The 14,475-nt window shown below is 61.7% G+C and carries 9 protein-coding genes, 1 tRNA gene and 2 pseudogenes; 5 read left to right on the forward strand and 7 right to left on the reverse strand.

All coding sequences use genetic code 11. The features are described from left to right. Nucleotides 1-16: 16 nt before the first annotated feature. The gene (locus CLG85_RS17960; RefSeq protein WP_095880605.1) at nt 17-3,229 is read right to left on the reverse strand and encodes a S41 family peptidase; all 3,213 of its coding nucleotides are present in this window, start codon (nt 3,227-3,229) and stop codon (nt 17-19) included. A gap of 158 nt (nt 3,230-3,387) precedes the next feature. Continuing rightward, a pseudogene (locus CLG85_RS17965) lies at nt 3,388-3,806 on the reverse strand (transposase); the annotation flags it as partial. A 223-nt stretch (nt 3,807-4,029) separates the two neighbouring features. Here CLG85_RS17965 and CLG85_RS27800 point away from each other — a divergent pair. From CLG85_RS27800 to CLG85_RS17980, 4 genes and pseudogenes are all read left to right on the forward strand, one after another. Beyond that, nucleotides 4,030-4,233 (forward strand): helix-turn-helix domain-containing protein, encoded by a 204-nt coding sequence (locus CLG85_RS27800; protein ID WP_095880606.1) that lies wholly within the window; start codon nt 4,030-4,032, stop codon nt 4,231-4,233. A gap of 179 nt (nt 4,234-4,412) precedes the next feature. Next, nucleotides 4,413-5,501 (forward strand): tyrosine-type recombinase/integrase, encoded by a 1,089-nt coding sequence (locus CLG85_RS17970; protein ID WP_095880607.1) that lies wholly within the window; start codon nt 4,413-4,415, stop codon nt 5,499-5,501. Between the two features lie 457 nt (nt 5,502-5,958). Beyond that, nucleotides 5,959-6,563, forward strand: a pseudogene (locus tag CLG85_RS17975) (IS5/IS1182 family transposase); the annotation flags it as partial. A 299-nt stretch (nt 6,564-6,862) separates the two neighbouring features. Further along, a tRNA-Thr gene (locus CLG85_RS17980) sits at nt 6,863-6,934 on the forward strand. Nucleotides 6,935-7,078: 144 nt separating this feature from the next. On the opposite strand, the gene CLG85_RS17985 is transcribed toward CLG85_RS17980, so the two are convergent. From CLG85_RS17985 to purU, 5 genes are all read right to left on the reverse strand, one after another. After that, nucleotides 7,079-8,125 carry an ABC transporter ATP-binding protein gene (locus tag CLG85_RS17985; protein ID WP_095880608.1) on the reverse strand — a complete coding sequence of 349 codons (1,047 nt, stop codon included), beginning with the start codon at nt 8,123-8,125 and terminating at the stop codon, nt 7,079-7,081. After that, entirely contained in the window at nt 8,122-8,904 is a 783-nt protein-coding gene (locus CLG85_RS17990; RefSeq protein ID WP_095880609.1) for an ABC transporter permease, read from the reverse strand. The genes CLG85_RS17985 and CLG85_RS17990 overlap by 4 nt, the downstream gene beginning before the upstream one ends. Continuing rightward, complete coding sequence (locus CLG85_RS17995; protein ID WP_217989677.1) at nt 8,901-9,782, reverse strand: ABC transporter permease; 882 nt, start codon at nt 9,780-9,782, stop codon at nt 8,901-8,903. Before CLG85_RS17995 ends, CLG85_RS17990 begins: the two co-directional genes overlap by 4 nt. 129 nt (nt 9,783-9,911) lie before the next feature. Continuing rightward, complete coding sequence (locus tag CLG85_RS18000) at nt 9,912-10,970, reverse strand: ABC transporter substrate-binding protein (protein ID WP_095880611.1); 1,059 nt, start codon at nt 10,968-10,970, stop codon at nt 9,912-9,914. A 520-nt stretch (nt 10,971-11,490) separates the two neighbouring features. Next, on the reverse strand, nt 11,491-12,378 hold the full coding sequence (gene purU, locus CLG85_RS18005; protein WP_095880612.1) for a formyltetrahydrofolate deformylase: 888 nt from the start codon (nt 12,376-12,378) through the stop codon (nt 11,491-11,493). Between the two features lie 338 nt (nt 12,379-12,716). Between purU and CLG85_RS18010 the strand changes: the two genes are divergently transcribed. Next, a complete protein-coding gene (locus CLG85_RS18010; protein ID WP_095880613.1) occupies nt 12,717-14,465 on the forward strand; it encodes an alpha-amylase family glycosyl hydrolase in 1,749 nt (582 codons plus the stop codon). Nucleotides 14,466-14,475 lie beyond the last annotated feature (10 nt).

Consider the following 14,475-nt stretch of genomic DNA (forward strand, 5'->3'; position numbering starts at 1 on the left):
CTCCGTCGGTGGGGCGTCATTCGCCCAGCTCCCGCAACAGTGCAGCCACAGCTGCCTCAAGCTGAGGATCGCGACCGCTCAGCATCGCCTCCGGCGGGGTATGGACGACCTCGTCCGGGACAATTTCCCGGTTCTCGAAGAAATCTCCCTCAATCGTCCGGAAGCCCAGCTGGGGCACTCCAAGAACGACCCGCGTATCAAGCTGATCGGGGCGCAGCACCGCTGTCCCGGTGCCCGGCACGCGGTCGCCGACCGCAGGCCCCATTCCCTCGCGGATATAATAGTAGGGAAAAACCGACGCATCCGAGTAATTCCAGGTGTTCATCAGAAGCGCGCTCGGCTTTGCCCAACGAAGATAGGGCGTCGTCCCCAGATCGACGCCGTTGCGGGTCACCATTCCCGAATGGCGTTCACCCGTGAGGAACGCGCTCAACTGGTCATGCAGGTTGCCGCCGAAATTGAAACGGGTGTCGACGATGGCACCTTCCTTGTCACGGTCGCGCCCCATCAGGTCGGAATAGACCTGCCGGTAGGAGTCATCCATCATGCGCCGCACATGGGTATAGCCGAGGCGCCCGCCCGAGAGTTCCAGCACCATGGCCCGCCGCTTCTCGACCCAGGCATGGTAGGCCAGCTCTCCGTCGCTGCCCGGAGGGGCTGCTCGTAGGGTGACGTCGACAGTTGCACCCCCATCCGCCGGGGCAACGGTGAGACGCAGCTTGCGCCCCGCCATGCGGTTCAGGAGCGGATAGATGTCATCCTCGGGGCCGATCCAGGCCCCATCCACCGCGAGGATCACCGCGCCAGTCCCAAGCGGTCCGCCTGCCAGTGCTGCCGGTCCGCCGGGCAGCGTCGCCGCAATTTTCACACCCGCGCCCACGTGATCCGTTTCGTAATAGAGGCCAAGTTCCGCTGTGCTATCCCATCCTGGGTTATCCTGCACGAAGCGCGCCGTCATGTGGGAGGCGTTCAGCTCTCCCTGGAATTCGTTCATCAAGGTGACGAAATCTTCCCAATGGGTGATGTGCGGCAGGTACTTCGCATAGGCGCCCCGCATCGCTGTCCAGTCGACGCCATGCAGCGCGGGATCGTAGAATTTCGACTGCACGAAGCGCCAGTGGTGATCGAAGATGTATTTCATCTCGGCGACCGGATCGAAGCTGGCGCGCAATTGAAACGGCGTTTGGGTACTTGCACCGCTGGCGACCTGCACGGTCTCGATGGACCCGGCCTTGATCAGGAAGAGGGTCGAGGCGTCCTTGCTCGCGATGATCTGCTCGATGCCGGTGCCCGGCTTGGCAAAGACCTGTCGCGGCCGACCGGTAGCAAGGTCGATTAGCTCGGCCTCAATCATGCCGGATGTAACCTGCAGGGTGACCAGGAGCAGTCCACTGTTGTCGGCGGTCATGCGGGTCAGGATCGGCAAGACAGGGCTGTCTGTGATGCGCGACGTGCGGTAGGGCACGCCATCGAAGTCCGGTTCCGTCCCCGCGTCCGCAGCCGTTGCCTCGCCCAATTCGCGGGCAAGATAGACGTCCGCCGTGAGCCAAGTCGCCATGACATCGACCATGGCGCCTTCGGAGGACAGGTTCCGCTGCGAGAAACGGTCGCTCACCCAGAAGACGACGCTACCATCGGGGCTGAACCCTGCCTCGTCATCGCCGAAACCACTGTCACTGAGGTTGTAGCGACGGTGCGCGCCCGTCGTCTCGATCATCTCGATCTCGGTATTGGTCGAGATGAAGCCGGTCGTGGTCAGAATATACTTCCCGTCCGGGGACCATTCGAAATCGAACTGGTCGACGCTGTAGAAGTAGCTGGCACTGTCGGGCAGGATTTCCGTGCTGGTCCCGGTGCCCGGGTCGAAGATGCGGATTGCGTTGCGGTCGTCGCGGTAGGCGATGCGCCGTCCATCGGGCGCATAGGCTGGCTGCAATGCGTCGCTCTGCGTGTCGATCACGCGCCGTTCCGACATCGCCAGCGCCGTCAGGAAGCCCGTGTCCTCGTCGCCCAGCTTGGTCTCGTAGATATCCCAGTCGCCCTCGCGCTCGGCGGCGTAGAGCAGCCGCTTGCCATCCGGCGCGTAGCTCACGGAACGCTCCGCCTGCGGCGTGTCGGTGATGCGGCGGAGCTCACCCGTCTCGGGCGAGGCGACGAAGACCTCGCCGCGGGCGATCAGCGCGATCTCCGTCCCGTCGGGCGAGGTGACGGCCTCAGAGACCTGACCGGCCAGATCGCTGTAGACCTCGCCAGTATAGAGCGTGCCCTGACGGATATTGACCGGCACCTGCACCGGCTCTTGCGCACCGGGGTCAAGCCGCCAGAGTTGCGTGTCCCACGTGTAGACCAGCGTGCCGTTATCCGCGACGGAGGCGAAGCGCACCGGCATTGTGTTATGCGAGGTCACTTGTTCCGGCACACCGCCATCCAGCGGCATGCGCCAGACGTTGAAGGTGTCCGGCGCGGCGTTCGGGTCCTCGGTGCCGGTCTGCGGCATCTCGGTGGTCCAGTAGAGGCTCTGCCCATCCGGAGCGAAGGCCGGGCTACGGTCGACGCCGCGATAGGTTGTCAGTTTTTCGTGGCTTCCGCTCTCGAAATCGTAGAGCCAGATGTCGGGAGTGCTGTCCGAAATCTCGCCCTTGCGCCAGAAGTTCTCGACCGTCTTGCGCTCGACATAGGCCAGCGTGCGCCCGTCCGGGCTAAGGTCGGCCTGGGCTATGGGCAGAGGCAGCACCATCCTTGCCCGACCGCCAGACGTGGCGACCTTCATGAGCACGCCCACCGATTGACTGAGCCCGTCGAGATAGTCCGCTTCCGGCGTCCCCTGCCGCGCTGCACCGAAAAAGACCTCTTCCCCGTCCGCCGAAAAGGCGAGCGGCGTTTCCGGCGCCGAGTGATGCGTGAGCCGCGTGATCTCACCACCGTCGACGGGCATGACGAAGACGTCGGACACATTGAACCTGTCCGAGGCGAAGGCAATATGGCTGCTATCGGGAGACCAGACAGGCGCAGTGCTTCTAAATTGGCGCTCAGTCAGCGGGAAGGCATCGCCGCCTTCGCTTGGGACGATCCAGATTTGGCCGCGGTAAGTGAAAGCAATAGACGCGCCATCTGGCGAAACCTGCGCGTCGCGGATCCAATATGGAGAGGCCGCATCGGCCTGGCGTGGTAGGGGAGCGCAGAGCAAACCTGCAGCAGCAACACCAAGAACATATTCGAAAAAATTCATCGAGCCACCAAAATTGTGCGCCGTTCAGATTGAGCGTAGCAAGGCCTCACAATTGAGTCACCAAGTCATCCGACCTTTTGAGTATTGAAATAGAAGTCCCGATCGCCGTCGTCGGTGAGGCGATCTCGCCGCGCAGCATAAGATGAGGTCAGCAAGACCAGCCGCGCCTCATCTTCCCGGCCCTGTGGTGGCTTGCGCTGCGTGGAGCGGTGCTGACCGAGCACCCGGCAGGCCCGGCGTTCGGAGATGCCGAGTGTCTTGCACACATGCTCCACGCACTCGCGGCGGCGCGAAGGGCTCAGAAGTTTCCCTGTGCAGCCTCGGTCAGGATCAGCTTCTCGAGCGTCAAGTCGGACACCGCCCGCCGCAGCCTCAGGTTCTCCTTCTCAAGGTCCTTCAGCCGCGACAACTGAGCCCGGTTCATCCCACCATACTGCTTCCGCCACCGGTAAAAGGTATGCTGCGATATCCCGATCTGGCGCACCGCATCGGCCATCGACAGGCCCTGGCCGTGCAACACCTCGACTTGGCGCAGCTTGGTGACAATGTCTTCCGGCTTCTCACGCCTTCCAGCCATTCCGTAGTCCTCCTGTTCGCCGAAATCCTATCGGATTTCAGGCTTCGTTGGTGGACCATTTCAAAGGGGCTGGCTCAAATTTTTGAAAAAATTCGCAACTCACTATTCTGGTTTCGAAGAAGTGGCTAATATTGTTTGTGAGATTAAGAAATATCTCGACGTTGGATAGTTTCTTGTCGCGCCATGGCGGCGCCCGGGTGTCTCCCGTAATGTGAGGAATAATATGAGCAAGATTCTTACTGTTTGTCAGGTTGCCGAAAGGTGGGGGTGTTCAGTGAATGCTGTTCGAAATGTAGCACAGCAAGGATGCTTGCGGCATTTCCGTGTCGGGCGTCTTTACAGATTTCGAGAGTCGGAAATTGATCTCTTTGAAAGGGGCGCTGAAGAACATTGGAGGGACAGCATGAAAATTTCGGGTTCTAAGTAATATGGCGCAGGCGAACATATGAAATATGATCAGGGTCTGAGTATCGGTGGTCTGGCGCTCCGTTGGGGCTGCTCGCCGAATACGATAAGAAAAATCATCCGCCGAAACGAGCTACGTGCTTTCAGGCTGGGGGAGAGAAATGCCCGCATTTCTCTTTGTGAGATTGAGGAGTTCGAGAAATGATTTCCACCCACTACGAGGTTGGCAGGCTCAAGGGACGCTACGTAGTAACGTGGTATGAGACGCAAAGGGAGGGGGCGCCCAAGAAGCGCCGCCGATTCCGCTTGAATGCGACGCGTCGACAGGACGCGCTCTTGGAGGCAAAAAGGCTCTACGAAAGTAGAGTAAGAGATAACAGTCAATCCGCAAGCTTCAATGCGCTTTGGGATATGTATAGTGACTACCTAAAGGGAAGGCCTACCGAGAAGGATTTGGAGAACTCGGGAAAATGCGTTAAGCCATTTTTCCAGAATTACGGGCCAATGGAGATAGATAATATTGCAGTCGAAGGGTATCTTAAGGAGAGAAAGGAGAGGTTTCATGAACGGTTCGGAAGGGCTCCTTCCAGGGCTACATTGTACAAAGATGTCAATCTCATAAAGTCAGTACTTAACTGGGCGCACAAGGAGCTCAGAGCGATACCGGAACCCCGCTACATCAGGCTCCCAGAGAAAGCTGAACCTAAAGATAGGTATCTCGATTTAAACGAGATCGACGCATTGCTGAAGAGCGCAAGGAAAATTCCACATATCTACGTCGCGATTGCGCTGATGCTCGGTACTGCAGGGCGAGTGGGCGCTATCTTGGAGCTAACTTGGGATAGTGTGAATTTCGAGACTCGGACGATCGACCTTCGGGTTGATTTGGAAAACAAGAAGCCTCGGGCGAAGGTGCCGATGAATGATGGTTTGTGCAATATTTTAATGCAATGGCGGAGCACGGCAACTACAAGGTACGTAGTTGAGTTTCGTGGCAAACGCCTTGGCAGTATCAAGAAAGGTTTCGCTTCGGTTGTGCGCGATGCAAAGTTGAATGATGTCTCGCCACATATCATGCGGCACACGGCTGCCGTTCATATGGTCGTAAATGGATCTTCTATGGAGAAAGTTTCTTCATACCTTGGTCACAGTAGTTTATCTGTTACGCGAAAGGTTTATGCGCGTCACCGTCCTGACCATCTCAGGGAAGAGGCTGAAAAGCTTGATTTCTTTGATGGAGATTTTGCGCCTCTGGATTTCTCGGATTTCGATAGAATAACCGAAAATTAAGGCCTGGAATTATCCTACTTCATCTTGGGAAGTATCTCTGGGTCGCTCTGAGCTCTATCACTGCAATGATTGAGTTCTGCTTAGAATTTGGAATATGCCTGTGCGAGTCGCCTTTGATTCTGGAGCGCCCAGTAAGGCAGAAGACGTCGGGTGAGTGGGCTCTTTCGAGGGGTCCACTCACAGAGTGACGAGTTCATGGTTCTACGCTGAAGTTCAAGGCTCTCTGAGAGTTTGGCGCCAAGTCTGTTTTTCATAGCCCATAATAACGGTACGTTTCCGATTTCCCTCGTGATTGGTTGCCAAGGATTTTCGGGACGCGTCCATTTGTGTGTTCCTCCGGGGAGGTAGGCAAGATACGCGGTGCGAGGTCCGCCGTCGGGTTATGCGGACGCCGCTGGACTGAGAAGCCATCACAATCGGCCCACATCGGAGGGCATGTTTGCGAGGGTGCTGGAAGAAGAGGAACCAGCCGAAGGATAGGGTGAAGTCTGAATGGGACCACGATCCTAACGACCCACCAGATAACAGCATGCCGACCATATCCTGCCCTGACCAGTCAACTGCTAATCCCGAACCGATGCGCCGCTCTACACGCCGCAACCGCATGCCGAAGTCGATTTCCACGGGGAGCTACGCTCCAACGCGTGACATTCTTCTATGACCGATCCCGATGCTCGGCTGATTAAAAAAATCGCCCGGCACTGGGGTTGGGCTGTGCTTCAAGGGGTATAGCCTGATGTAGCACCGCTCCGGCCGGGTCTTCCTGGCTGACTCTTCGCGAGCTAACACCTGCGCGGAATGGCGAGCTACTGTCGACATCCTTCATCGCTATTCGCCAGTATCGACACGTTGTCTGACACCCGCACCGGACCGCGACTTTAACAGCGCGAGCTTCGTCGCCGAGATGCGCCAGATGGTGGTCACCCCACATGTCGCTCAGAGGTCGCGGCATTCGGCAATCTACGGCAGAACTACCAGGTTCCCCGGGGCTACGCGTAATCGGAGCAAGGCCGGAAGAAGATCGAAGGTCTTTTGGCTGAGGCAAAGCCGTCGGTGAAATGAATTCGATGCTTAGGGTTAAGTGGACCAGTTAGATCGAGAGGGCTGAACGCTCGCACATGAAAGCATTTGGTTCCGCCATTGCTGGTCACAAATTTCTATGAATTCTTCAATCGTTTCTATTTCAAATTCGGCGAAATTCCCCACGAGAACGACTGAACTGTGTATGTCATGAGTATTGTCTGTCTGTCTTCTGGCGCCTGATCAATCATGCGCTCTTGGTTCGGTGAACCAATTTAGGTGCGTTGAAGTGTTTTATATGAGCGAAATTGATGTTGGAACCCCTTCGTGGGGGCTTAAAAGCCCTTATAGATCGGAAAAGCACCTGATTTGTAATCAGTAGGTCCGCGGTTCGAGTCCGTGTGGGGGCACCAGTCTCAAAACAAATCATTGGTTTCGCAGCAAGTTTTCGAAGTTTCCTGAAGCCTGGGGACATGTCGGAAACCATTTTTCCTGTCTCGGCCATTGTGATGCCCGGGATGTGTGTTGGCCGCCCCCGACGCGCCCGACGGTTGACCCTACCCGCCAATCACCAACGCATCCGAAGGATTGAGCGCCAGCGAGACGGTCTCGCCCACCTTGGGGGGAGCCTGCCGTGTGGTGTTGAAAAGATCGACCGCCAGCGGCTGCCCGCCCAGGTCGATGCGCAGCCGGATGACCGAGCCGAGGAAGTCGAGCTCGGTGATCGTCCCGGTCAGCGCCGCTTCGCCCGGATGCGCGCCGAGGCGCAGCATCTCGGGGCGCAGGCCAAGCAGCGCTTCACCCGGCGGGATCGCGCGGCCCAGCGTCATCTCGTTCCCGCCCAGTTTCACCCGGCCGATGGAGGGGTCGAGCACCTTGGCGTCGAGCGTGTTCAGCGTGCCGACGAATCCCGCGACGAAACGGGTGGCGGGCGTGTTGTAGATCTCGAAGGGGGTTCCCACCTGCTCGGCCACGCCCTGGTGCATCACCACGATGCGGTCGGACATCGAGAGCGCCTCTTCCTGGTCATGGGTGACGAAGATGGTGGTGATGCCAAGCTCGCGCTGGATCGCCCGGATCTCGTTGCGCAGGCTGACCCGCACCTTGGCGTCGAGCGCCGAGAGCGGCTCGTCGAGCAGCAGCACCTGCGGCTTGGGGGCCAGCGCCCGAGCCAGCGCCACGCGCTGTTGCTGCCCGCCCGAGAGCTGGAACGGATAGCGATCCCCCAGCTCGGGCAGGCCGATCAGCGCCAGCATCTCCTCGACACGGGCGGCGATCTCGCGCGCGGGCACGCCCTTGACCCGCAGGCCAAAGCCGACGTTCTGCGCCACGGTAAGGTTGGGGAAGAGCGCGTAGGCCTGGAACACCATGCCGATGTTGCGCTGGTTGGGGCGCAGGCTCGAGACCTCGCGCCCCTCGATCGTGATATTGCCGGCGCTCGGGGTCTCGAAGCCCGCGACCATGCGCAGCACGGTGGTCTTGCCGCAGCCCGAAGGGCCGAGCAGCGAGATGAACTCGCCCTTCTCGACGTCTAGATTGAAGTTTTTCACGACGCGGGTGACGCCGAAGCTCTTTTCCAGGTGGGAAATCGTCAGGAAGCTCATCGGCCCGCCTTGTCGTGCTTGGTGAATCTGGTGACCAGCTGGATCAGCCCCATGCAGGCCCAGGTGATGATGAAGGCGATGGTGGCGAGCGCGAAGGGCTCGTAGGCCTTGTTGGCTCCCATCAGCTGCAGGTAGGGCCCGAAGGCGGGACGGTTGAGCAGCGCCGCCATGGTGAACTCGCCCATGACGATGGCGAAGGTCACGAAGGAGCCCGAGAGCACGGCGACCAGCACGTTGGGCAGGATCAGCCGGGTGATGATGGTGACCCAGCCCGCGCCGAGGCTCTGCGCCGCCTCGGTCAGCGTGGCGACGTCGATGGTGCGCAGCCCGGTGTCCACCGCGCGGTACATGTAGGGCAGCGACAGCATGGCGTAGCCGAACATCAGCAAGAGGTTCGTGCCGAAGATCGTGCCGGTGAGGGGCAGCCAGCTGGAGGTGTTGTAGAGCCGGATGTAGCCGAAGACGGTGACGATGGCCGGGATGACCAGCGGCAGCAGGGTGACGAACTCGACCAGCGGCCGCAGGCGCGGCAGCTTCAGCCGCACCCAGAAGGCGGTCGGCACCACCAGCAGGATGCCGAAGACGATGGTCAGCAGGGCCATCACCACCGAGTAGGAGAAGGTCTCGCGGAACTGCGGGTCGGCCAGCACGGCGGCATAGGCGTCGAAGCTGTATTCGCCCCGGCGCATCGACAGCGAGAATTCGACCATGCCGACCAGCGGCAGGATGAAATAGGTCAGGCCCAGCAGAAGCACGGCCCAGGACGCGGCCCTGGTCATTTCAGCCACCTCTCGGAGCGGATGCGCAGCACGATGTAGACGACGTTGGCGAGGCCCGTGACGAGGATCATTCCGAAGGCCATGGCATAGCCGAGGTGCGGATTGCCCAGCACGTCGCCGCGGATCTGCGCGAAAAGCATGATCGGCACGATGTTGAGCGAGCTGCCGGTGAGCGCGATGGCGGTCGCCACGGCGCCGAAGGCGTTTGCAAAGAGCAGCGCGAAGGTGCCGAGGATGGTCGGAAAGAGGATCGGCAGCGCCACGATCCGCCAGTATTGCGCGCCGCTGGCGCCGAGGCAGGAGGCCGCCTCGCGCCATTCGCGCTTCAGCCCGTCCAGAGCCGGCGTGATGATCAGGATCATCAGCGGGATCTGGAAGAACAGGTAAGTGATCGTCAGCCCCCAGAAGCTGAGGATGTTGAACCCCATGACCCGCAGGTTGATGCCGAACTCGGTGCGCAGGAAGACGGTCACCAGACCCAGTGGTCCGAGCGTCGCCAGGAAGGCGAAGGCCAGGGGCACCCCGGCAAAGTTGGAGGCGACCCCCGAGAAGGTCATCAGCGGCGAGCGGATGCCCCGCGGCAGCCCGCCCAGCACCATGGCCGCCGCCATCAGGAAGCCGATGAGGCAGCCGAAGGCCGAGGAGGCGACGGAGATCTTGATCGAGATCCAGTAGGACGAGAGGATCGAGGGGGTGAAGAGCCCGGCGATGTTCTCGAAGGTGAAAGAGCCGTCGGCGCGCTGGAAGGCCCCGAGGACGATCTTCATCGTCGGCATCACCAGGAACAACAGGATGAACACTGCGAAGGGCAGCAGGCCCAGCCATGTCAGGCTCGGGCGCCAGCGGCGCTTCGGCGGAGGGGAAGTCACATCAGTCACACAGGGTCCGGACATGGGCAGAACATGGGCAGAACAGGATACGCCGATCCCGCCCCGGATCACCTGACGCGACCGGGACGGGAAAGGGGCCCCCGGGGGAAACATCCGCGGGCCCCGTGACGTTAGGGTTTACTGGACGTTGGCGCCCACGACGGCATCCCAGCCGCCGACAACCGCTTCCTTGTTGCCCGCCTGCTCGTCGAGCGTCGGGAAGTAGGCGGCCTCGTAGCTTTCCGCCGGCGGCAGCGCCTCGAGCAGCTCCGCCGGGATCTTGTCGGCGGCGGCCATGGCGTTGAAGCGCGCCGGGTGGCAGTAGCCCTTGAGCCAGAGGCTCTGGCCCTCGTCGGAGTAGAGATACTCCATCCAGAGCTTGGCGGCGTTGGGGTGGGGCGCATGGGCCGAGATGCCCTGCACGTAGACGCCGGCAAGAACGCCCGACTTCGGCACCACAACGTCGACCGGCGGGTTGCCGTTCAGCGTGTCGCGGGCAGCGAGGGCGTTGTAATCCCACATGATGGTGATCGGGGTCGCGCCCTGCGCCAGCGTGCCGGCCTTGCCGATCACCGGCACGAAGTTGCCCGCCTCGTTCATCTTCTTGAAGAACTCTAGACCCTTGGCGCCAGCATCCTTGCCGGCGGCACCGCCCTCGGCCATGCCCGCAGCGAGCACCGCGAGGATTGCTTGGTTCGAGGCGCGCGGGTCACCCGCCAGCGCCACCGAGCCGGCGTATTCCGGCTTCAGCAGGTCCGACCAGTCCTCGGGGGTGGTGTCGATCAGGTCCTTGTTCACCATGAAGGACATCACGCCGTAATAATCGCCGTACCAGTAGCCTTCCTCGTCCTTGACCGCGTCGGGGATCTCGTCCCAGGTCGAGACCTTGTAGGGCTGCAGCAGGCCTTCTTCCTTGGCCTGCGGGCCGAAGGAGAGACCCACGTCCAGAACGTCGGGCGCCTGCGGGCCGGTGTTGCCCTTGTTGGCGCGGACGGCCTCCAGCTCGTCGGCCGAACCGGCATCGGGGTTCAACTCGTTGACCTCGATCTCGGGGTATTTCGCCTTGAAGCCGGCGATCACGTCGCCGTAGCCGCACCAGCTGTGCGGCAGGGCGATGGTGGTCAGCATGCCCTCTTCCCTTGCCGCCGCTTCGAGCGCGGCCATGTCCTGAGCCTGCACCATCGAGGTGGTGGCCATCAGCGCTGCGACACCCGCGAGCCAAATCTTTGTATTCGCTTTCACAATCGTATCTCCCCGTTTCCCGGTCCCGGCCGTAGCAGCCGTGACGCGCGTGTAGGTTTTTTTATTTGACGGGTTCATGACAGCCAAAATTTAGGCAAACTCCGCGGCGCGAGGGTTGACCGAAAATTGACGCCACGCAAGCTTTGCGTCTCTCGCTCTGCGAAGCTTCGCGGGATTTTGAAAGCGGCCAGCGGGGCAAGTGCCCAATTTTGAGACAAATTTTCGCCCAACTCCGGGCTGCGCTGACAAGCAGTCGCCTCCAACGGCGGGGGCGAGGCTGCCGCTGACGCGCGGTTCGAGCGGTCCGGTCCCGGCGCTTTTCGGACCGGGCATTGCTGCGTGCAGGGGGCTATCGCTGCGAGGGGGGGCTGCCTCCATCGCAGGAAAGACGGCATGATGCCTTGGGTGCTCACTCGCCCCCGTCCACCGCAGGCCGAAGCCCTGCGGTGGGGGGATAGCGGCAAAAGAGTCGCCCTCAGCCCATCCGTTCGGAGCTGTAGGAGCCCGGCGAGGCGGGGAAGACCACGGTCTTGTCGCCGTTGAGGAACACCCGGCGGTGGGCATGGGCATGGATGGCGCGGGCCAGCACCTGTGCCTCGACGTCGCGGCCGAGCGAGACGTAGTCCTCGGGCGATTGCGCGTGGGTCACGCGCACGATGTCCTGCTCGATGATCGGACCCTCGTCGAGGTCGGCGGTGACGTAGTGCGAGGTTGCCCCGATCAGCTTCACGCCGCGCTGGAAGGCCTGCTTGTAGGGGTTGGCACCCTTGAACGAGGGCAGGAACGAATGGTGGATGTTGATGATCCGCCCCGACATCTTGCGGCACATCTCGTCGGAGAGGATCTGCATGTAGCGGGCCAGCACGATCAGCTCGGCGCCCGAGTCCGCGACGACCTGCATGATCGCCGCCTCGGCCTGCGGCTTGTTCTCGCGTGTGACCTTGATGCAATGGAAGGGGATGTCGGCGTTCACCACCACCTTCTGGTAGTCCATGTGGTTCGAGATCACCGCGACGATCTCGATTGGCAGCGCGCCGATGCGGCAGCGGTAAAGGAGGTCGTTCAGGCAATGCCCGAAGCGCGAGACCATCACCACGACCTTCATCTTGGTCGCCTCGTCATGGAAGGCGAACTCCATGCCGAACCGCTCGGCCACCGCGGCGAAGGCGGCCTCGAGTTCGGCCAGTTCCGCGCCGGTCTCGCTCAGGAAGCTCACCCGCATGAAGAAGCTGCCGGTGCCGAGGTCGTCGAACTGGGCACTGTCGGTGATGTTGCAGCCCTGCTCGGCGAGGAAGCCGGCAACGGCGGCGACGATGCCGCGGGTGGAGGGGCAGTGCACGGTGAGGGCGTAGGAGGAGCTCATGGGAGGGCGTTTCTTTTCTGGACTAAAGGCGTGGACAGATCGCTGCCGCCTGCGCCGGGCGAGGTCAAGCGGATTGCAGGCCGATCCTGCGGCAAGATCGCTCCACGGCGTCGTGCTGGCGCGACATGTTTCCCCGAAGATGCGACAAGGGCGCTTTCGGAAACCTTTGCCCAATCTCGGGCCGCCGGGTGGCCGGGCAGGGGCGAAGAGGCCCGCTGCGGGGAGTAAACGCTTGTGAAAGCGGGGCTCATTGCTTACCCCAAGGGTAAGTGCCCGGAATTCCGCGCCGTCCCTGGCCTTCCGGTCCTCCCAACCCGGACCCGTCGAGACCCGTTTTCATGACCGAGACTTCCTTCAGCGCCCGCCTTTCGGAACTGCTTCATTTCATCTACCCCGATCTCAATGCCGACATTCTTTCCAGCCAGGTCATCGATGCCTTCTGGCCCGAGACCCCCGATCATCCGGGCAGGGGCCGCCGCCGCCAGCCGCGCAAACCCGGCAACAATCTCTGGTCGCAGAAGGACGCGGTGCTGATCACCTATGGCGACAGCCTGATCGACGGCAGCCACAAGCCGCTCGACCTGATGAACGACTTCCTGCTGCGGCACATGAAGGGCGTGGTGAACGGGGTGCACATCCTGCCCTTCTTTCCCTTCACCTCGGACGACGGTTTCGCAGTCACCGACTATCGCAAGGTGAACCCGCAGCTCGGTGACTGGGTCGACATCACCCGCATCGGCGACGAGTTCCACCTGATGTCGGATCTGGTGCTCAACCACGTCTCGTCTCAGGGGGTCTGGTTCAATGCCTACCGGCAGGGGCAAAAGCCCTACGACGGATTCTTCTTCGAGGCCGAGCCGTCGGACGACGTGTCGATGGTGGTGCGCCCGCGTACCACGCCGCTGCTGCAGGAGGTCGAGACGGCGATGGGCCCGCGCCACGTCTGGTGCACCTTCAGCCACGACCAGATCGACCTCGATTTCCGCAACCCCGAGGTGCTGCTCGAGATCCTGCGGATCATTCGCCTGCATGTCGACATGGGGGTGCGGATCATCCGGCTCGATGCGGTGGCCTTCCTGTGGAAGGAGATCGGCACCAATTGCATCCACCTGCCGCAGACCCATGCGGTGATCCGCCTGCTGCGGCTGCTCGCCGATTACGCCACCGAGAGCATCATCCTGCTGACCGAGACCAACGTGCCGAAAGCCGAGAACCTGTCGTACTTCGGCAACCGCAACGAGGCGCATATGGTCTACAACTTCCCGCTGCCGCCGCTGGTGCTGCACGCGATGATGGCGGGGACGGCGAAATATCTCAACGCCTGGCAGCGGGCGATGCCGCCGGCGCCGCTCGGCTGCGCCTATCTCAACTTCACCGCCAGCCACGACGGCATCGGCATGCGCCCCGCCGAGGGGCTGCTGCCGCCCGAGGAGGTGGCCCGGGTGATCGACACCGCGCGCGAGCTTGGCGGGCTGGCCTCGATGCGCTCGCTGCCCGGCGGCGGCGAAAGCGTCTACGAGCTCAACTGCGCTTTCTTCGCGGCGATGGCGCGCACCTACAGGGGCGAGGACGGCAACCACCTCGCGCGCTTCCTCTGCTCGCAGACCATCGTCATGTCGCTCGAGGGCATCCCGGCCTTCTACATCCACTCGATGCTCGGTACGCCGAACGATCTCGAGGCGGTGCAGCGACGCGGCATGAACCGGGCGATCAACCGGCACCGCTGGGACTACGCGGAACTCAACGCGCTGCTCGACGATCCGGAGACCGTGCACGCGCGGGTGCTGGAGAGGCTGTCGGAGCGGCTGACGCTGCGCTCGGCGCAGGCGGGCTTCCACCCCAATGCCACGCAATTCACCCTCAATCTCGACGAGCGGGTCTTCGGCCTGTGGCGGCAGTCGCTCGACCGGGCGCAGTCGATCTTCGCGCTGCACAACTGCTCGGACGAGGAGGTGGTGATCCCGCACGAGGGGCTGAACCTCATCGCCGACGAGCAATGGGTCGACCTTTTGTCGGGCGAGACCATCGAGGCCGGCGCGGTGACGCTGGCGCCCTACCAGTGCCGGTGGATCTCGAACCGCGGATAGGGCTTGGCGG

Source organism: Alloyangia mangrovi, from assembly GCF_002300555.2.
Lineage (GTDB): Bacteria > Pseudomonadota > Alphaproteobacteria > Rhodobacterales > Rhodobacteraceae > Salipiger > Salipiger mangrovi.

Coding starts and splice junctions, on each gene's coding strand:
- CLG85_RS17960 (WP_095880605.1), bottom strand. CDS start 3,229: ATGAATTTTTTCGAATATGTTCTTGGTGTTGCTGCTGCAGGTTTGCTC.
- CLG85_RS27800 (WP_095880606.1), top strand. CDS start 4,030: ATGAGCAAGATTCTTACTGTTTGTCAGGTTGCCGAAAGGTGGGGGTGT.
- CLG85_RS17970 (WP_095880607.1), top strand. CDS start 4,413: ATGATTTCCACCCACTACGAGGTTGGCAGGCTCAAGGGACGCTACGTA.
- CLG85_RS17985 (WP_095880608.1), bottom strand. CDS start 8,125: ATGAGCTTCCTGACGATTTCCCACCTGGAAAAGAGCTTCGGCGTCACC.
- CLG85_RS17990 (WP_095880609.1), bottom strand. CDS start 8,904: ATGACCAGGGCCGCGTCCTGGGCCGTGCTTCTGCTGGGCCTGACCTAT.
- CLG85_RS18000 (WP_095880611.1), bottom strand. CDS start 10,970: ATGGCCACCACCTCGATGGTGCAGGCTCAGGACATGGCCGCGCTCGAA.
- purU (WP_095880612.1), bottom strand. CDS start 12,378: ATGAGCTCCTCCTACGCCCTCACCGTGCACTGCCCCTCCACCCGCGGC.
- CLG85_RS18010 (WP_095880613.1), top strand. CDS start 12,717: ATGACCGAGACTTCCTTCAGCGCCCGCCTTTCGGAACTGCTTCATTTC.